Origin of the sequence: Microbacterium fluvii (assembly GCF_025515205.1) — a bacterium.
Taxonomy (GTDB): Bacteria; Actinomycetota; Actinomycetes; order Actinomycetales; family Microbacteriaceae; genus Microbacterium; species Microbacterium fluvii.
This window is the reverse complement of record NZ_JAOPFX010000002.1, coordinates 158904-177593: the sequence shown is the minus strand read 5'-3', so window position 1 is coordinate 177593 and position 18690 is coordinate 158904. Positions and strand designations below refer to the sequence as shown.

The following is an 18690-nucleotide window of genomic DNA, read 5'->3' as shown; positions in this document are numbered from 1 at the left end:
CCTTACTCCGCCGGGACGGCGACCACGACCTTCGCCGGTCGCAGTTCGACCGAACCCAGTCGGTAGCCGACCTCGACGACCTCGAGGATCGTCGACTCGGTGACACCCGGGGTGGGCACTTGGAAGATCGCCTCGTGCTGCTGCGGATCGAACGCCTCGCCGGCGACGCCGTAGGACTCGACGCCCAGCTTCTCGGCGACGCCGCGCACCTTCTCGGCGATCGCCGAGAACGGGCTGCCCTCTTCGAGGTCGCCGTGCTTGTCGGCCCGGTCGAGGTCGTCGAGCACCGGCAGGAGGGCCTTGACGGCCTCGCCCTTGGCGCGCTCCTTCTCGATCTCGCGCTGCTCCTCGGTGCGGCGGCGGTAGTTGGCGTACTCCGCCTGCAGACGCTTGAGGTCGTTGAGCAGGGCCGACTCGAGATCGGCGATCACGGCGTCTTCGGCGGCGGCATCCGCGTTCTGGGCGGTGCCCAGGATGTCGTCGACCGTGAGGCCCTCCTCCTGCGGCTCGGGGCCGGAGGCCGAAGCCTCCGACCCCTCGTCGTCAGGAAGGACCTCTTCGTTGTCGAAGTCCTTGTCGGTCATCAGTCCTTCTTCTCGTCCTCGTCGTCGACGACCTCGGCGTCGATGACATCTTCCTCGGGGTTCGGCACGTCGCCGTTACCCGGGTCGGTCACCGTGGGGTCGCCCTGCTCGCCGGCAGCCTGGCTCGCGGCGTAGATCGCCTCGCCCAGCTTGCCCTGGCTCTGGTTGAGCTTGTCGAACGCGGCCTTCACGGCCTCGTCGTCGTCGCCGGCCAGCGCCGTCTTCAGAGCGTCGACGTCGCCCTGCACCTCGGACTTGACGTCGTCGGGCAGCTTGTCGTCGTTCTCCTTGATGAGCTTGTCGATCGAGTACGACAGGGTCTCGGCCTGGTTGCGCACCTCGGCGGCCTCGCGGCGCTTCTTGTCTTCGGCGGCGTGCTCCTCGGCCTCGCGCACCATGCGCTCGATGTCGTCCTTGGGCAGCGACGAGCCGCCGGTGATCGTCATCGACTGCTCCTTGCCGGTGCCCTTGTCCTTGGCCGACACGTGCACGATTCCGTTGGCGTCGATGTCGAAGGTGACCTCGACCTGCGGGATGCCCCGAGGCGCCGGCGCGATGCCGGTCAGCTCGAACGTGCCCAGCGGCTTGTTGTCGCGGGTGAACTCACGCTCGCCCTGGAAGACCTGGATGGCGACCGACGGCTGGTTGTCGTCGGCGGTCGTGAAGGTCTCGCTGCGCTTGGTCGGAATGGCCGTGTTGCGCTCGATGAGCTTGGTCATGATGCCGCCCTTGGTCTCGATGCCGAGGCTCAGGGGGGTGACGTCGATCAGCAGCACGTCCTTGCGCTCGCCCTTGAGGACGCCGGCCTGCAGGGCCGCGCCCACGGCGACGACCTCATCGGGGTTGACGCCCTTGTTGGGCTCCTTGCCGGCCTCGCGGTTGACGAGCTCGCTGACGGCGGGCATGCGGGTCGAGCCGCCGACGAGCACGACGTGCGCGATGTCGCCGACCTTGATGCCGGCCTCGCGGATCACGTCTTCGAACGGCTTCTTGGTGCGGTCGAGGAGGTCTTTGGTGAGGTCCTCGAACTTCGCGCGCGTGATCGTCTCGGAAAGCGACACGGGGCCGGAGTCGGTCAGCGACAGGTAGGGCAGGTTGATGCTGGTCGAGGTCGAGCTCGACAGCTCCTTCTTCGCCTGCTCGGCGGCCTCCTTGAGGCGCTGCAGCGCGATCTTGTCGCCCGAGACGTCGACACCCGAGGTGTCCTTGAACTGCTTGATCAGGTAGTCGACGAGGCGCTGGTCCCAGTCGTCGCCGCCGAGGCGGTTGTCGCCGGCGGTGGAGCGCACCTGGATGGTCGAGAAGTCGTCGTCCTTGCCCACCTCGAGCAGGGACACGTCGAAGGTTCCACCACCGAGGTCGAAGACGAGGATCAACTCGTCCTCCTTGCCGCGGTCGAGGCCGTAGGCCAGCGCGGCGGCGGTGGGCTCGTTGATGATGCGCAGCACGTTCAGGCCCGCGATCTCGCCGGCCTCCTTCGTGGCCTGGCGCTCGGCGTCGTTGAAGTACGCGGGCACGGTGATGACGGCATCCGTCACGGAGTCGCCCAGGTACTGCTCGGCGTCGCGCTTGAGCTTCTGCAGGATGCGGGCCGAGATCTCCTGCGGCGTCCACTTCTTGCCGTCGACGTCGAACGTCCAGTCGGTGCCCATGTGGCGCTTGACCGACGCGACGGTGCGGTCGACGTTGGTGACGGCCTGGCGCTTGGCGGTCTCGCCGACGAGCACCTCGCCGTCCTTGGTGAATGCGACGACCGAGGGGGTCGTGCGGAATCCTTCGGCATTGGCGATGACCTTGGGCTCGCCGCCCTCGAGGACGGAGACGACGGAGTTCGTCGTACCCAGGTCGATGCCCACAGCACGTGCCATGTGTTTCTCCTTTGTGTGGCTGAATCGGTGAAGTCTGCGCGACTTGAGTCGCAATGGCTCAAGGCTACTCCGGGCCTCGCGAGGTGTCAAACGAAGTTGAGCCGACACATATCAACTTTTCAGCCAGGGGTTCGGCTCGGCGACCACTAGCCTGAGCGATGTGACTGAGGCGACTACGGCCGTGGTGCCGCGCAAGCAGGTGTTCTCGTGGGCGCTGTGGGACTGGGCGACCCAGCCCTTCAACTCGGTGATCCTCACCTTCGTCTGGGTCTCGCTCTATCTCGTCTCCGACAGCTTCCTGCCCGATTCGGTCGCCGCACAGAACGCCGACGGCGAGCTCGTCTGCTCGCGGGCGGCGGATGCTGCCACCGAGTACTGTCGAGGGCTCTCCGACCTCTCCGAGTGGTACGGCTGGATCACCTTCGCCGCCGGCATCCTGGTCCTGGTGCTCGCCCCCGTGCTGGGCCAGCGATCGGATGCCCGCGGCACCAAGAAGCGCTGGGTCGTGGGGGCGACCGTCGCGCTCGCGCTCGCGCAGTTCGCCCTGTTCTTCGTCTACTCCGAGCCGCAGTACTTCTGGTTCGGCGCGATCGTCGTCGCGCTGGGGTCGGTGGCCAGCGAGATCGGCGGCGTCAATTACAACGCGATGCTCGTGCAGGTCTCCACTCCGCGCACCGTCGGGCGCGTGAGCGGCCTGGGCTGGGGACTCGGGTACATCGGCGGCATCCTCGCCCTCGTCGTCGTGGTGGTGCTCACCCAGCTGGACTGGTTCGGAATCGACGTCTCGAACGGCCTCGCCTACCGCCTCATCGCCGTCGGGGCCGCGGTGTGGACGATCGTGTTCGCGCTGCCCTTCTTCTTCAACGTGCCAGAGACCCCTGGGCGCGACGACCGCCCCAAGGTCGGGTTCTTCCAGAGCTACGCCGTGCTCGCGCACGACATCGTCGGGCTGTTCCGCACCCACCGGCCGACGTTCTGGTTCCTCATCGCGAGCGCCGTCTACCGCGACGGACTCGCGGGCGTCTTCGCGTTCGGCGGCGTGCTGGCCGCCGTCTCATTCGGGTTCTCGGCGACCGAGGTCATGCTCTTCGGCATCGCGCTGAACATCGTCGCCGGCATCTCGACGATCATCGCCGGCCGCCTCGACGACCGCTTCGGGGCGCGCGCCGTGATCGTCGCGGCACTGTCGATCCTCATCGTCAGCGCGCTGTTCGTCTTCGTCTTCCGCGAGGAGGGCAAGCTCATCTTCTGGATCGGGGGCATCGTGCTCTCGGCCGCCGTCGGTCCGGCGCAGGCATCGAGCAGATCGCTGCTGGCCCGCGTCGCGCCCGAGGGCATGCAGGGCGAGATCTTCGGCCTCTACGCGACCACGGGCCGGGTCATGAGCTTCCTCTCGCCGCTGCTGTGGTCGCTGTTCATCGGATGGTTCGGCGCGACGCACTTCGGCATCCTCGGCCTCGTCATCATTCTCGCTCTCGGCCTCGGCCTGCTGCTGCTCGTGAAGCTGCCGAAGCACGTGCCCGCCCCGCGCGAGTAGCCCCTCCGCGCGGCCCGGTCACACTAAAGTGCGACCGGGCGAGGCCCGAAGCTCAGTCGTCACGTATGGCGACCTCCGCAGCGATTCGGTCGCCGTTTACGACGACTGAACGGGGAGGCCCGAAGTTCAGTCGTCACATGTGGCGACCTTGGCGAGCGGTTCAGTCGCCATATGTGACGACTGAAGGATGCTGGCGGCGGCAGCCGCCGGGCGGGCCGGGCGGAACCGGGGCAGCTGTCGCGCCCGACCGGCCGGCCGGCGCGGGTCAGCGGTCGGGCCAGGCCTGGGCGAACTTCGTCAGGAGGCGGGCCAGCTCTTCGCGCTCGGCGGCGGTGAAGCCGGCCAGGGCAGCCTCGACCGCCTCCCGGCGCTGACCGCGGAACCCACGGGCCAGCCGCGACCCCTCGTCGGTGAGGGCGATGCGGGTGCGCCGCGCGTCGTCGGGGTCGGCTTCTCTCCGAACGAGTCCGAGCTCGACGCACTGCTGCACGAGACGCGACGCGCGCGGCTGATCGACGCCGACCGCCTCGGCGAGCGCACTGACCGTGAGCGAGCCGTCGGCGGCGGCGAGTGCCTCGAGCAGTCGCAGGCGCGCGGGGCCCGCGAAGCGGGCCTGCGGACCCATGCCGCGCATGCCGCCGTGCAGACCGCCCGCATGCGGCCCCATGCCGTGGCCGCGGGGCCCGCCGTGCGGACCGAAGCCCGGATGCGCCTGCGGATCGCGCCCCCCGGCGTCGGCCCACGGCGGACGAGGGCGACGGCCGCGCAGCAGCGAGAGGGCCTCGGCGATGGCGTCGGCATCCGAATCGGTCATACCCGAAATTTTACATGCGACTTGACATGCTTCCGCAATCCATGTCACACTGCATATACATGCCATTCGACATGCATTGAACCGGAGGCCTCTGAGCGCCGCCCCCGAAAGGACACCCCATGAACGACATGAACACAGAAACCACACCCACCGACCGCCGCCCGCTCGGCTTCTGGCTGCGCGCCGTCGACGGACTGCTGACCCGCGAGTTCGCGGCGGCCTTCGAGGCCGAGGGCGTCACGCGACGCGACTGGATGCTGCTGAACGCGGTCTCCGGAGACGTCGAGGAGCCGCGCCTGGCCGAGCTCATCGCCCGCCGCGGCAAGAAGCTCACCCGACTGCTCGACCGCGGCTGGATCCAGGAGGCCGGCGACGGCACCTGGTCGCTGACAGACGAGGGCCGCGCGGCCAAGGAGCGCCTCGGCGCCGTGGTCGACGGCATCCGCGCCCGTGTGGCCGGCGCCGTCTCGCCCGAGGACTTCGCCACCACGATGGCCTCGCTCGAGGCGATCGCGGGCGAGCTCGGCTTCGACGAGACCGACCCGCGCGCCTTCGGCGGCCGCTTCGGCCGACGCGGGTTCGGACCCGGTCGCGGGTTCGGACCCGGTCGCGGCTTCGCCCCGGGCTTCGGCCCGGGCGCCCATCGCGCCTTCGGCCAGGGCTTCGACCCACGCGACGGCTTCGACCCGCGCGACGGGTTCGGCCCCGAGCGCGAGTCAGGCCGGCACCACTGCCGCGGCTTCGCGCACGGCCACGGCTGCCCCGAGCAGCACGGCCACCACCACGGGCACCCGGGCGCCCACCGTCGCCACCGCGGCGCGGAGCACTCCTACGAGCGCGGGTTCGACGCGGGCTTCGCCCGCGGCCGGGCCGAGCACGGCGCCTGAGACGCCGCATCCACCCCGATCCGCCCGCGGATCACCGAGACCCACCCTTCGCACCGAAACCCGCCCCTGCAAGGCCGGCTTCACCTCGAGGGGTGGGTTTCGCCGCATCCGCGCCGGGTACCCGGGCTCAGCGGTGCGTCTGCTCCGAGCCCGACAGGCGCTGGGCCAGATAGATCGGCACGATCGAGACGACCACCAGCACGACCGCGATCACAGCCACGATCGGCGCCTGCGACGGGCGGAACATGTTGTTGAGGATGAAGATCGGCAGCGTCGCGACCCCAGAACCGGCGGTGAAAGTCGTCACGATGATCTCGTCGAAGCTCAGCGCGAAGGCCAGCAGGCCTCCCGCCAGCAGCGCCGAGCGCAGCTGCGGGAAGGTCACGAGACGGAAGGTCGTCCACACCCCGGCGCCGAGGTCGGCCGACGCCTCTTCGAGCGACGTGCCCATGCGGCGCAGGCGCGCGATGACGTTGTTGAACACCGTCACGATGCAGAAGGTGGCGTGGGCGATGACGACCGTCCAGATCGACAGCGGCACCCCCATGATCGTGCGGAAGAAGTTGTTCAGCGCGATGCCGGTGATGATGCCGGGCAGCGCGATCGGCAGGATGATCAGCAGGTTCACGGTCTGCTTGCCGAAGAAGTCGAAGCGCTGCAGCGCCATCGAGATCAGCGTGCCGAGCACGAGGGCGATCGCCGTCGAGGCGATGGCGACCAGGATGCTGGTGGCCACGGCATCCCGTGCCCCCTGGCTCTCGAAGGCCTTGGCCCACCACTCCAGCGTGAAGCCGGGTGGCGGCCACGACAGCGACGTGGAGGTCGAGAAGGAGTTGACGAGCACGACGAACAGCGGCACATAGACGGCCAGCAGGATGATGCCGGTGACGATGGCGAGCGTGACGCGCGCGGAGGTTCCCAGTCGCATGAGGCCTACAGGTTGTCGAGGGCGCCGGTGCGGCGCACAAGGGCGAGGTAGCCGAAGATGATGACGATCGGGATGAGGGCGATCGCCGCGGCCAGCGGCAGGTTGTTGGCGGCTCCGACGTTCGTGTAGACGAGGTTTCCGAGCATCTGGTTGGCGCCGCCGACGATGTTGACGGTGATGTAGTCGCCCAGCGACAGCGAGAACGCGAAGATCGTGCCGGCGATGATCGCCGGGAACGCCAGCGGCATCACGACCGACCCGACGGTGCGCCACGTCTTGCCGCCGAGGTCGGCCGAGGCCTCCAGCAGCGAGTCGGGCACCCGCTCGAGCCCCGCGTAGATCGGCAGTATCACGTACGGCAGCCACAGATACGACAGCGTGATGATGGTCGCCGTCAACCCGTAACCGGGGGTGTGCAGGCCCAGCGGCGCCAGCATCCACTCGAGGATGCCGTCCTGCGAGAGCACCGAGCGCCACGCGTAGGCCTTGACGAGGTACGACGCCCACAGCGGCATGAGCACCGCGATCACGAGGAACCGCTGCACGCGGGGCGTTGCGACCTTGGCCATGTAGAAGGCGATCGGCAGCGCGATCGCGACGTCGATGATCGTCACGGCGATCGCGACACCGAGGGTGCGCAGGGTCACCGTCTGATAGAGCGAGCCGGTGACGACCGTGATGATGTTGTCGAACGTGAACTCGGTGACGATCTCGCCGGTGAAGCTGTCGACCTGCCAGAACGCGGTCACCAGCAGCAGCACGAGCGCCACGATGTAGACGAGCACGAGCCAGAACAGCGGAGCAGTCAGCAGCAGCGCGAGCCGCGTCCGAGGGTGCGTGCTCAGAAACGCCGAGGCCCTGCGGGCCGGCGTCGCCGCGGGCGAGGGCACCCGCACGGTGCGGGTGTCGACGGGCGGTTCGATTCTCATCGGTTCCTCGAGTGATGAAGGCGGATGCCGGGGGCGGCGCGTCGTGCGACGCCCCCGGCTCGTGCGGGCCTCAGCCCTTGATCTCGGCCCAGGCCTGGGTCCACTGCGCGTAGTCGACGCACTCGACGTCGGTACGGCCGTCGACGCAGTCGGCGATGGGCGTCGTCCAGTACCAGATCTTCGACGCGTAGTCGGCGTCACCGGCGTGGTAGGCCTCGCAGTCGTCGCGGTAGTCGCACGCCGCGTCGCTGGAGGGCGCCTCGCCGAAGTAGGCCGTCGCCTGCGCGTTGGCCTCGGGGCTGGCGATCCAGTCGAGCCACGCGTACGCGCAGTTCGGGTTCTTGGCCTCCGACGCGATCATCCACGTGTCCGACCAGCCCGTCGCGCCCTCTTCCGGCAGCACGACCTCGGTCGCCGCGTCCTCGGACGCGAGCACGTTCTGGATGACCTGCCACGTCGTGCCGACGACCGAGTCGCCGGTCTCGAACGCCTGGATCTCCTTGAGGTAATCCGACCAGTACTCGCCCACGTGCTCGCGCTGGGCCTTGAGCAGGTCGACGGCCGCGGCGAACTGCGTCTCATCGAGCGCGTACGGGTTCTCGATGCCGAGGTCGGGCTGGTGGGCCATGAGGTAGACGGCCGCGTCGGCGATGTAGATGGGCGAGTCATAGGCGGTGACCTTGCCCGAGTACTCCGAGGCGTCGTCGAAGACGGCGCTCCACGAGGTGGGCGCGGGGCTGACCTCGTCGGTGTTGTACATCAGCAGGTTGGCGCCGTAGCCGTGCGGCACGCCGTACGACTGCCCGTCGACCGAGTTCCACTCCTTGTCCTTGAGGAAGTCGTAGATGCCGGCGTAGTTCGGGATGAGGTCGGTGTTGACCGGGGCGACGTCGCCCGCGGCGATGAGGCGGAGCGTCGCGTCGCCGGAGGCGGCCACGACGTCGTAGTCGCCGGTCTTCATGAGGCTGACCGCCTCGTCGCTCGTGCCGTACGACTTCGAGGTGACCGTGCATCCGGTCTTCTCCTCGAATCCGCTGACCCAGTCGACCGTGGGGTCGTTGCTGCCGTCTTCGACGTAGCCGGGCCACGCGAGGATCGACACCTGACCCTCGGTGTCGCCGAGCTCGGTCTGCTCTTCGCCGCCGCCGGCGCTGTTACCCGACGACGTTCCGCAGCCGGCCAGCAGGGCGATCGTGCCGATCGCCAGCGCGCCGACCGCGGCGGTGCGCATTCCGCGTGTCGTGAACATGGTTTCCTCTCGGATGCTGTGTGTCTTGCTGTGTGTGGTGGTGCTCCGGGGCAGGTGCCCGCGGTCTGGGGCGGCGCCGTGGGGGCGCCGATCCGGCTAAGCGCCGGGCGGGACGAGCGCGACGACGTCCTCGTCGTGCCACGTGACGTGCACGCGGTCGCCGCGGTCGGAGTCGCCGCGGCGCGAGCGGTCGTTGCGCTCGAGCACCGTGACCCGAGGGCCCTCGTCGAGGTCGACGACCCGGCGGATGCCGCTGCCGACGTAGATCGACTCGACCACGGTGCCGGGGGCGCTGCGCTCGCCGGCGCCGGTGGCGGCGGCATCCGCCAGTGTGAGCTTCTCCGGGCGGATCGAGTGCTCCCCCGCGCGGCCGATGAGGGCCGCCGACCGGTCGGCGTCGAAGAGGTTCGACGTGCCGACGAAGTCGGCGACGAACCGCGAGGCGGGGCGCTCGTAGAGGTCCTGCGGCGAGCCGAGCTGCTCGATGCGGCCGTCGTGGAACACCGCGATGCGGTCCGAGAGGGTCAGCGCCTCTTCCTGGTCGTGCGTCACGAAGATGAACGTGATGCCGAGGTCGCGCTGGATCTGCTTGAGCTCGACCTGCATCTGCTCACGGAGCTTGAGGTCGAGGGCGCCCAGCGGCTCGTCGAGCAGCAGCACCTTCGGCTCGACGACGGTGGCGCGGGCGAGCGCGACGCGCTGGCGCTGGCCGCCGGAGAGCTGCGAGGGCTTGCGGGCGGCGAACTGCTCGAGGCGCACGGCGGCGAGCGCCTTCATGGCCCGCTCGCGGCGTTCGGCGCGCTTGATGCCGCGTACACGCAGCCCGTAGGCGACGTTGTCGAGCACCGTCATGTGCGGGAACAGCGCGTAGTCCTGGAACACCGTGTTCACATCGCGGTCGAACGGCGCCTTGGCGGTGACGTCCTGCCCGAACAGCTCGATCGTGCCGCTCGTGGGCTGCTCGAAGCCGGCGATGAGGCGGAGCACGGTGGTCTTCCCAGAGCCGGAGGGGCCGAGCATCGAGAAGAACTCGCCCGCGGCGATCTCGAGGTCGACGTGGTCGACGGCGCTGACGGCGCCGAACTCCTTGGTGAGCCCGGTCAGCCGGATGGCCGGCTGCTGCTGGTCGGTCATGGACGATCTCCCTCGATGTCGGGGTAAATCAAATCATATGGATCCAGATGTCAAAAGAGGACGCGTCGTGTTACGGTCTTGTCACGACCGGCCGGCTCATCGGATGCGGTCGCTCGCCGCCTCCCAGAGGCCGCCCCCGGGAGAGCCCCATGCCGCACGCGACGGGTCGAGTCGACGCCGCCCGCGCCGTCGTGTTCTCACCACTGGAAGACCTCGGGCGGGCGGAGCTCGTGGAACAGCGCCTCACCGACGCGATCGTCAGCGGCGTGCTGCGCGACGGCGAGCGCCTGCCCAGCGAGACCGAGCTCGCCCGCAGCCTCGGCGTCGCCGTCGTCACGGCGCGCGAGGCGCTCGAGGGCATGCGCGACAAGGGCCTCGTGCAGACCCGCCGCGGCCGAGACGGCGGCAGCTTCGTCACCTACGACCGCGACGCGGCAGCGCGGATGCTGCAGGCGCGACTGCGCGCCTCGTCGCGCATCGAGCTTCGCGACCTCTCGCTCATGGTGCGCGCCGTGGCCGGCACGGCAGCCGAGATCGCCGCCGACCGCGCGAGCGAAGACGACATCGAGAGCCTCGTGACGATCGACGCGCAGGCCGATCTGACGACCGCGGGCGGCGCTCGCCGAGCGCTCAGCCGCTTTCAGCTCGAGACGGCCGCGATCAGCCAGTCGCCGCGGCTCGTGCACGAGGAGATCCGCCTGCAGAGCGAGGCGGGGCCCCTGCTCTGGCTGTGCCTGGGCGAGCAGGAGTACCGTGACCGCAGCGCGTGCGCGCGGCGGGAGGTCATCGCCGCGATCCGCGCGGTCGACCCCGCCGGCGCGCGCGATGCGACCGCCGCACACGTGATGTCGGCGTTCGGCTGGCTCGTCGACCAGCGGGCCAGGCTCGAGGCCGAAGACCCGACCGGGCGCCGGACGGGACGAGAGGAGGCAGCATCCTGATGACGACGATCACCACGCGCACCCCGGCGCAGATCGCGGAGCGGATCGCCGCGGTCCTCGACCAGATCTTCACGACCATCGACGGCTGGCGCGACCGCATCGAGCACGACCTCGCGGCGGGGTTCACCACGGCCCTCGTCGATGAGGTCGCCGCCTCCTTCGCGGCGGCGGCGCTGGCCGACGACACGCTCAACACCGGTGCGGGATTCGTCGCGACCCCCGGTGTGCTCGACGACGCGCAGTGGCACCTCGCCTGGTGGCTGCGCGCCCCCTCGGGCACCCGGCGCCTGGCGACCATCGACGACCCCGAGCACGAGCAGTTCCGCGACTACACGGCGCTGGAGTGGTGGCGCGTGCCCGCCCGCACCGGCGCGCGGCACCTCACCGGGCCCTACGTCGACTACCTCTGCACCGACGACTACACCGTCACGATCACGACCCCCGTGCGGGTCGACGGCGAGATGGTGGGGGTCGTCGGCACCGACGCCCTCGTCGACCGGCTCGAGCGCGAGCTGCTGCCGCTGCTGCGCTCGGCCTCGGGGTCGGCGACGATCGTCAACGCGAGCGGGCGCGTCGTCACCTCGACCGATCCGCACCTCGAGCCCGGCGCGATCCTGCGGCGCGAGGGCCTGGTCGAGGCGCTGGCCGCCCTGCGCGACGGTGCGGCGGCCCATGCGCTCACCGGCGGCGGCCGCGCGCTCGCCTGCGGCGACACGTCCCTGGTGCTCCTCGTCGAGTCCTGACCCCCCTCCCCCGGATCCGTTTACGGTCACGACGCGCCGTGCGACCCGAGGCCCCGTGCGGCGCGTCGCGACCGTAACCGGTGCGGGGCAGAATGGGCGGATGCCGCATCCCGCCCTGCTCGCGATCTCGCACGGCACCGGATCGCGCGCGGGCCAGGCCGCCGTCGCCGCGCTCGTCGACGCCGTCGCGGCGCGGCTCCCCGAGTTCGAGGTGCGCCTCGGACACGTGGATGTGCAGCGGCCCGACGTCGAGGCGTCGCTCGCGGCCCTGCCCGACCGCGCGGTCGTGATCGTGCCGCTGCTGCTGTCGGCGGGCTACCACGTGCACGTCGATCTGGCGGAGGCCGCCGCCACCCGCGACGACGTCGTGATCGCGCCCGCCCTCGGACCCGACCCGCGGCTGGCCGAGGTGCTCGCCGACCGGCTGGCGCAGACGGATGCCGCCCCCACCGCCCCCGTCGTGCTCGCCGTCGCGGGCTCGAGCGACGAGCGCGCCAACGACGACTGCCGCGAGGTGGCGCGCCTGCTGAGCGCGCGCCTGGGGCGCGAGGTCTCCGTCGGCTTCCTCGCCGCGGCGGAGCCCCGGTTGCCTGCCGCCGTTGCTGCGGTGGGCGACGACGCGGTCGTGGCGACCTATCTGCTCGCCCCCGGCTACTTCCACGACCTCACCGTGGCGCAGGCGGCCGGCCGGCCGGTCGCGCGCCCGCTGCTCGACGCCGACCCACCCGCATCCGCCCTCGTCGAACTCGTGATCGACCGCTACCGCGCGGCGGTCGGAGGCCACGTCAAGTAGATGACGCCGTGTGTCGCACGTTAACGCGGCACTGAAACACAACGTCGCCGCTCGGGCCGTCGACCTAACCTCGCGTACACGGACTGACGAGTCCGTCCCCGGGGACGCCCGGGGCTTCCCCGGAGGCCAGTGTGACCGACGACACCTCGACCATTCAGCCCGCGCGCACCGAGCGCGCCGCGCACGGCGACCTGCCGCGCGCCCGCCCGCCCCGCCCCTCGAGCCGTCCCAACGGCCAGTGGAAGATCGACGGCACGACCCCGCTCAACGCCAACGAGGAGTGGAAGCAGGTCGACGACGGCCTGGCGGTGCGCGAGCGCATCGAGCAGACCTACTCCAAGGGCGGCTTCGCCTCGATCGACCCGACCGACCTGCACGGGCGGTTCCGGGTGTGGGGCCTGTACACGCAGCGCAAGCCCGGCATCGACGGCGGGCGCACCGCGACCCTCGAGCCGCACGAGCTCGAAGACGAGTTCTTCATGCTGCGCGTGCGCATCGACGGCGGCCAGCTCACCACCGAGCAGCTGCGCGTGATCGCGGGCATCTCGACCGAGTTCGGCCGCGACACCGCCGACCTGACCGACCGCCAGAACATCCAGTTGCACTGGATCGAGGTCGAGTCGATGCCCGAGATCTGGCGCCGGCTCGAGGCCGTGGGCCTGGGCACCACCGAGGCCTGCGGCGACGTGCCCCGCGTGATCCTCGGGTCGCCGGTGGCCGGCATCGCCGCCGACGAGCTCATCGACCCGACGCCGCAGATCGACGAGATCCAGGGGCGCTTCATCGGCGATCCGTCGCTTTCGAACCTGCCGCGCAAGTTCAAATCGGCCATCACGGGGCACCCGAGCCAGGATGTCGTGCACGAGATCAACGATGTCGCATTCGTCGCGATCGAGCACCCTGAGCTCGGCGTCGGCTACGACCTGTGGGTCGGCGGCGGCCTGTCGACGGCGCCGCGCCTCGGCGAGCGCCTCGGCGCGTTCGTCGCGCCCGACCAGGTCGGCGACGTGTGGCACGGGGTCGCGCAGATCTTCCGCGACTACGGCTATCGGCGCCTGCGCAACAAGGCGCGCCTCAAGTTCCTGCTGGCCGAATGGGGTACCGAGAAGTTCCGTCAGGTGCTGCAGGACGAATACCTCGGCTTCGCCCTTCCCGACGGCCCCGCAGCTCCGAAGCCCGCGACCCCCGGCGACCACGTCGGCGTGCACCGCCAGCGCGACGGACGCTTCTACATCGGCGTCACCCCCATCGTCGGGCGCGTCTCCGGGCCCGTACTGGCCGAGCTCGCCGACGTGCTCGAGGCGCACGGCTCGACCCGCCTGCGCACGACGCCGCATCAGAAGCTCGTCATCCTCGATGTGCAGGAAGACCGGGTCGCCTCGCTCGTGACCGAGCTCGACCGCCTCGGTCTGCAGTCGCGGCCGAGCCTCATCCGCCGCGGCACGATCGCGTGCACCGGCATCGAGTTCTGCAAGCTGGCCATCGTCGAGACCAAGGGCTACGCGACCAACGCCGTGCTCGCGCTCGAAGAGCGCCTCGACGGGCTCGACCTGCCGCATCCGATCAGCCTGCACGTCAACGGCTGCCCCAACTCGTGCGCGCGCATCCAGACCGCCGACATCGGCCTGAAGGGCCAGCTCATCACGACAGATGCCGGCGAGCAGGTGCCCGGCTACCAGGTGCACCTGGGCGGCGGCCTCGCCTCGCAGGACCGCGACGAGGCGGGCCTGGGCCGCACGGTGCGCGGCCTCAAGGTCGCCGCCGACGGCATCGCCGACTACGCGGAGCGGGTCGTCAGGCGGTTCATCGCCGACCGCGACGCCGCCTCCGACGAGACGTTCGCCCAGTGGGCGCACCGCGCCGACGAAGAGGCCCTGCAGTGAGCGGGTCGCGTTTCGTCTCGCTTCACTCGCGGGGCGCCCGGGGAATCTCGGGCGCCCCGCGAGGAGCGCAGCGACGAGACGAAACGAGGCCCAGCCGATGACCGTCACACTCGCACCCCGTGCCGCACGCACGCGGAGCCACGACGAGCTGAAGGCCCTCGCCGAGGCCGGCAACGAGCTGCTCGGCTCGCTCACCGACCACGAGGCCTCGCCCGAACAGGTCGTGCGCTGGGTGGCCGAGAACTTCTCGGCGGATGCTGCCGCCGTCGCCTGCTCGATGGCCGACGCCGCGCTGCCCCACCTCGTGGCCGCGCAGCTGCCGGGCGTCGACGTGCTCTTCCTCGACACGGGCTACCACTTCGCCGAGACGCGGTTCACCCGCGACGAGGTCGCGAGGGCCCTCGACGTGCGGATCGTCGACGTGCTGCCCGAGCAGACCGTGGCCGAGCAGGACGCCGAGTTCGGCGCGCGGCTCTATGAGCGCGACCCCGCGCTGTGCTGCGCACGCCGCAAGGTCGCTCCCCTGCAGGAGGCGCTGGCCGGCTATGAGGTGTGGTTCACGGGCGTGCGCCGCGAAGAGGCGCCGACCCGCACGCACACGCCCTTGGTCACGTGGGACGAGCGCAACGGCCTGGTCAAGGTCAACCCCGTCGCCGCGTGGACCTTCGACGACCTGCTCGACTACGCCGGCGATAACCGCGTGCCGGTGAATCTGCTCGTGAGCAATGGCTACCCCTCGATCGGCTGCGAGCCGTGCACGAAGCCGGTCGCCGCCGGCGAAGACCCCCGCTCTGGCCGCTGGGCCGGTCTGAGCAAGACGGAATGCGGGCTGCACCTATGAGCCACCCAGACCTCACCGAAGCCGCAGCGCCGGCGTCGCTCTCGGGCGCGCGGGGCGCAGCATCCGCCACGTCCTCGCCCGAGGCGAGGAGATCGCGCGAGACGAGTACGGATACGGCCCCGGCGTCCTCGGCCGGCGAGATCTCCTCGCGCGGAGCGAGGACGGATGCGGGGCGCCTCGACACGCTCGATCTGCTGGAGGCCGAGGCGATCCACGTGATCCGCGAAGTCGTGGCGGAGTTCGAGCGGCCCGTGCTGCTGTTCTCGGGCGGCAAGGACTCCGTCGTCGTGCTGCACCTCGCGGCCAAGGCGTTCCTCCCCGGCCGCGTGCCGTTCCCGGTGCTGCACGTCGACACCGGGCACAACTTCCCCGAGGTGCTGCGCTTCCGCGACGAGACCGTCGCGCGCCTGGGCATCACCCTCGAGGTCGCCCGCGTGCAGGACTACATCGACGACGGCCGGCTCGCCGAGCGCGCCGACGGCACGCGCAACCCGCTGCAGACCCAGCCGCTGCTCGACGCGATCGCGGCCGGTCGCCACGACGCCGTCTTCGGCGGCGCCCGTCGCGACGAAGACAAGGCGCGCGCCAAGGAGCGCATCATCTCGCTCCGCGACGAGTTCGGCCAGTGGGATCCGCGCAACCAGCGCCCCGAGCTGTGGAGCCTCTACAACGGCCGCCACACCCCCGGCCAGCACGTGCGCGCGTTCCCGATCTCGAACTGGACCGAGCTCGACGTCTGGCGCTACATCGAGCGCGAGCACATCCCGCTGCCGCCGCTCTACTTCGCGCACGAGCGCGAGGTGTATGCCCGCGACGGCATGTGGCGCGCGATCGGCGAGTTCTCGCCGATCCGCGCGGGCGAGACGCTCGAGCGGCGCGTCGTGCGGTACCGCACGGTCGGCGACATGAGCTGCACGGGCGCGGTCGAATCGGATGCGGCGGACGTCGCATCCGTCGTCGCCGAGGTCGCCCGCTCCACCCTCACCGAACGCGGGGCGACCCGCGCCGACGACCGCATCAGCGAGGCGGCGATGGAAGACCGCAAGAAGGACGGGTACTTCTGATGACCGATCTCCAGGCCCGCGACGTTTCGTCTCGCTCCGCTCGCTCAACGCCCGGGGGCTCGGGCGTTGAGCGAGGAGCGCAGCGACGAGACGAAACGCCGCAACCCACCCTCTTCCGCTTCGCGACGGCCGGCTCGGTCGACGACGGCAAGTCCACGCTCGTCGGCCGCCTGCTGCACGACTCGAAGGCGATCCTCGCCGACCAGCTCGAGCAGGTCGCCCGCACCTCCGCCGAGCGCGGATTCGCACACGGCACCGGGTTCGACTTCGCGCTGCTGACCGATGGCCTGCGCGCCGAGCGCGAGCAGGGCATCACGATCGACGTGGCCTACCGCTACTTCTCCACCGGCACCCGCAGCTTCGTGCTGGCCGACTGCCCCGGCCACGTGCAGTACACGCGCAACATGGTCACCGGCGCCACCACCGCCGACGCCGTGATCGTGCTCGTCGACGGCCGCAAGGGCGTGCTCGAGCAGACCCGCCGGCACCTCGCCGTCGTCGCCCTGCTGCGCGTGCCGCACGTGATCGTCGCGGTCAACAAGATCGACCTGCTCGACTACGCCGAAGAGGCCTTCACGCCGGTGGTCGAGCAGGTGCACGCCGTGACGGCCGAGCTCGGCATCGGCGACGTGCACGTACTGCCGGTCTCTGCGCTCGAGGGCGACAACATCGTCGAGCGCAGCGCCCACACGCCCTGGTACACCGGCCCCGCCCTGCTCGAACTGCTCGAGCAGCTGCCTGGGCACGACGAGCTCGATGCCGAACTCGACCCGTTCCGCCTGCCGGTGCAGCTCGTGCTGCGGCCGCAGGGCGGACTGTCGCCCGAGATCGCCGAGCCCGACGCCTACCGCGATTACCGCGCGGTCGCCGGGCGCATCGCCTCGGGCTCGGTGCGGGTCGGCGACCGGGTCACGGTGTTCCCCGCCGGCATCGAGACGACCGTCACGGGACTGACCTCGGCCGGCTCCCCCGTCGAGCAGGCGGTGAGCCCGCAGTCCGTCGCCGTGCAGCTCGCCGACGACGTGGATGCTGCCCGCGGCGCCGTGCTGGCGGCATCCGGCACCGCCCCCTCCGGCCGCCGTGAGTTCGCCGCAGAGCTGTTCCAGCTCGACGGGCGCCCGCTCGCCTCGGGCTCGCGGGTGCTGGTCAAGCACGGCACGGCGACGGTGCAGGCCGTCGTGACCGTCTCGAGCCGGTACGACCTCGACACCCTGACCCACGGCGAGGCGACGAGCCTCGCCGTCAACGACATCGGCCGCGCCACCATCCGGGTCGCGGCCGACCTGCCGGTCGAGCCCTATGCGCGGGGACGCGCGGGCGGCTCGTTCCTGGTGATCCACCCCGCCGACGGCGCGACTCTCGCCGCCGGCACCGTCCTGGCCTGAACGGCCGCTTCGCTCGAAGGAGGCGACAGATGAACACCCGATCCCTGAAACTGACCACCCTGGCCGTGGCCGCCATGATGCTGGCTGGGTGCGCCGGCTCGTCGGCCGCCTCGACCGAACCCGCCGACCTCGAGGGCGGCACCCCCGCGGCCGAGCTGCGCCTGGGCTACTTCGCCAACGTCACTCACGCGCCTGCGCTCATCGGCCTGCAGGAGGGCATCTTCGAACAGGCGCTCGGCGACACCGAGCTGAGCACCGAGGTTTTCAACGCGGGGCCTGCGGCGATCGAGGCGCTGTCTGCCGGCGCGATCGATGCGACCTTCATCGGGCCCAACCCGTCGATCAACACGTTCATCCAGTCGGGCGGGCAGTCGGCGCGGATCGTCGCGGGAGTCACGACCGGCGGCGCGGCCCTGGTCGTGCGCGACGGCATCGACAGCGCGGAAGACCTCGCCGGCACGACGCTGGCCACGCCTCAGCTGGGCAACACGCAGGACGTCGCGCTGCGCAGCTGGCTGAAGGACCAGGGCTTCCAGACCGACACGACCGGCGGAGGCGACGTCAGCATCACCCCCACCGAGAACGCGCAGACCCTGACGCTCTTCCAGAACGGCGACATCGACGGCGCGTGGCTGCCCGAGCCCTGGGTCTCGCGCCTGGTCGTCGACGCGGGCGCCCACGTGCTCGTCGACGAGGCCGACCTGTGGGAGGACGGCGCCTTCCCGACGACGGTGCTGCTCGTGCGCGCCGACTACCTCGCCGAGCACCCCGACACGGTCGCGGCGCTCGTGCAGGGCAACCTCGACGCGATCGCGTGGCTGGGCGACAACGCCGATGACGCCGCCGAGGAGATCAACGCGAAGCTCGAGGCCGACACCGGCAAGCCGCTCGACGACGCCGTCATCGACCGGGCGCTTCAGAACGTGACGTTCTCGGCCGACCCGCACGCCGAGACATTCCAGACGCTCGTCGAGAACGGGCTCGAGGCCGGTACCCAGAAGGACGGCTCGATCGTCGGCCTGTTCGACCTGCGCCTGCTCAACGAAGCACTCGAGGCCTCGGGCGCCGACCCGGTGTCGGCGGCCGGCCTCGGCGAGGACGGACTCTGAC

17 protein-coding genes are annotated in these 18690 nt (G+C 70.7%); 10 read left to right on the top strand and 7 right to left on the bottom strand.

Going from position 1 to position 18690, the window contains the following annotated elements; all coding sequences use genetic code 11:
• Positions 1–2: 2 nt before the first annotated feature.
• Together OAW74_RS09505 and dnaK are read right to left on the bottom strand one after the other, a co-directional pair.
• Positions 3–584, bottom strand: coding sequence for a nucleotide exchange factor GrpE (locus tag OAW74_RS09505; RefSeq protein ID WP_262874120.1), 582 nt, complete (start codon positions 582–584; stop codon positions 3–5).
• Positions 584–2452: a molecular chaperone DnaK gene (dnaK, locus tag OAW74_RS09500; RefSeq protein WP_262874119.1), complete on the bottom strand. Its 1869-nt coding sequence runs from the start codon at positions 2450–2452 to the stop codon at positions 584–586. Before dnaK ends, OAW74_RS09505 begins: the two co-directional genes overlap by 1 nt.
• A gap of 160 nt (positions 2453–2612) precedes the next feature.
• On the opposite strand from dnaK, the gene OAW74_RS09495 reads away from it, so the two are divergent.
• The gene (locus tag OAW74_RS09495) at positions 2613–3989 is read left to right on the top strand and encodes an MFS transporter (protein WP_262874118.1); all 1377 of its coding nucleotides are present in this window, start codon (positions 2613–2615) and stop codon (positions 3987–3989) included.
• A gap of 265 nt (positions 3990–4254) precedes the next feature.
• Here OAW74_RS09495 and OAW74_RS09490 read toward each other — a convergent pair whose 3' ends face one another.
• Complete coding sequence (locus OAW74_RS09490) at positions 4255–4803, bottom strand: MarR family winged helix-turn-helix transcriptional regulator (protein ID WP_262874117.1); 549 nt, start codon at positions 4801–4803, stop codon at positions 4255–4257.
• 128 nt (positions 4804–4931) lie between these two features.
• Between OAW74_RS09490 and OAW74_RS09485 the strand changes: the two genes are divergently transcribed.
• Positions 4932–5690: a MarR family winged helix-turn-helix transcriptional regulator gene (locus tag OAW74_RS09485; RefSeq protein WP_262874116.1), complete on the top strand. Its 759-nt coding sequence runs from the start codon at positions 4932–4934 to the stop codon at positions 5688–5690.
• 127 nt (positions 5691–5817) lie between these two features.
• On the opposite strand, the gene OAW74_RS09480 is transcribed toward OAW74_RS09485, so the two are convergent.
• The 4 genes from OAW74_RS09480 to OAW74_RS09465 form a co-directional block, all read right to left on the bottom strand.
• The gene (locus OAW74_RS09480; protein WP_262874115.1) at positions 5818–6618 is read right to left on the bottom strand and encodes an ABC transporter permease; all 801 of its coding nucleotides are present in this window, start codon (positions 6616–6618) and stop codon (positions 5818–5820) included.
• Between the two features lie 5 nt (positions 6619–6623).
• A complete protein-coding gene (locus OAW74_RS09475) occupies positions 6624–7547 on the bottom strand; it encodes an ABC transporter permease (RefSeq protein ID WP_262874114.1) in 924 nt (307 codons plus the stop codon).
• Between the two features lie 70 nt (positions 7548–7617).
• The gene (locus tag OAW74_RS09470; RefSeq protein WP_262874113.1) at positions 7618–8796 is read right to left on the bottom strand and encodes an ABC transporter substrate-binding protein; all 1179 of its coding nucleotides are present in this window, start codon (positions 8794–8796) and stop codon (positions 7618–7620) included.
• A gap of 96 nt (positions 8797–8892) precedes the next feature.
• Positions 8893–9930, bottom strand: a complete 1038-nt coding sequence (locus OAW74_RS09465; RefSeq protein WP_262874112.1) for an ABC transporter ATP-binding protein — start codon at positions 9928–9930, stop codon at positions 8893–8895.
• A gap of 149 nt (positions 9931–10079) precedes the next feature.
• Between OAW74_RS09465 and OAW74_RS09460 the strand changes: the two genes are divergently transcribed.
• From OAW74_RS09460 to OAW74_RS09425, 8 genes are all read left to right on the top strand, one after another.
• Entirely contained in the window at positions 10080–10871 is a 792-nt protein-coding gene (locus tag OAW74_RS09460) for a FadR/GntR family transcriptional regulator (RefSeq protein ID WP_262874111.1), read from the top strand.
• Positions 10871–11614, top strand: a complete 744-nt coding sequence (locus OAW74_RS09455; RefSeq protein WP_262874110.1) for a PDC sensor domain-containing protein — start codon at positions 10871–10873, stop codon at positions 11612–11614. Before OAW74_RS09460 ends, OAW74_RS09455 begins: the two co-directional genes overlap by 1 nt.
• 100 nt (positions 11615–11714) lie before the next feature.
• On the top strand, positions 11715–12407 hold the full coding sequence (locus tag OAW74_RS09450; protein ID WP_262874109.1) for a sirohydrochlorin chelatase: 693 nt from the start codon (positions 11715–11717) through the stop codon (positions 12405–12407).
• Positions 12408–12559: 152 nt separating this feature from the next.
• Complete coding sequence (locus tag OAW74_RS09445; protein ID WP_378733859.1) at positions 12560–14290, top strand: nitrite/sulfite reductase; 1731 nt, start codon at positions 12560–12562, stop codon at positions 14288–14290.
• Between the two features lie 97 nt (positions 14291–14387).
• Positions 14388–15131, top strand: a complete 744-nt coding sequence (locus tag OAW74_RS09440) for a phosphoadenylyl-sulfate reductase (RefSeq protein WP_262874108.1) — start codon at positions 14388–14390, stop codon at positions 15129–15131.
• Positions 15128–16195: a sulfate adenylyltransferase subunit CysD gene (gene cysD / locus OAW74_RS09435; RefSeq protein WP_262874107.1), complete on the top strand. Its 1068-nt coding sequence runs from the start codon at positions 15128–15130 to the stop codon at positions 16193–16195. Before OAW74_RS09440 ends, cysD begins: the two co-directional genes overlap by 4 nt.
• Positions 16195–17580 (top strand): sulfate adenylyltransferase subunit 1, encoded by a 1386-nt coding sequence (locus OAW74_RS09430; protein WP_262874106.1) that lies wholly within the window; start codon positions 16195–16197, stop codon positions 17578–17580. The genes cysD and OAW74_RS09430 overlap by 1 nt, the downstream gene beginning before the upstream one ends.
• 29 nt (positions 17581–17609) lie before the next feature.
• The gene (locus OAW74_RS09425; RefSeq protein ID WP_262874105.1) at positions 17610–18689 is read left to right on the top strand and encodes an ABC transporter substrate-binding protein; all 1080 of its coding nucleotides are present in this window, start codon (positions 17610–17612) and stop codon (positions 18687–18689) included.
• Position 18690: the final 1 nt, after the last annotated feature.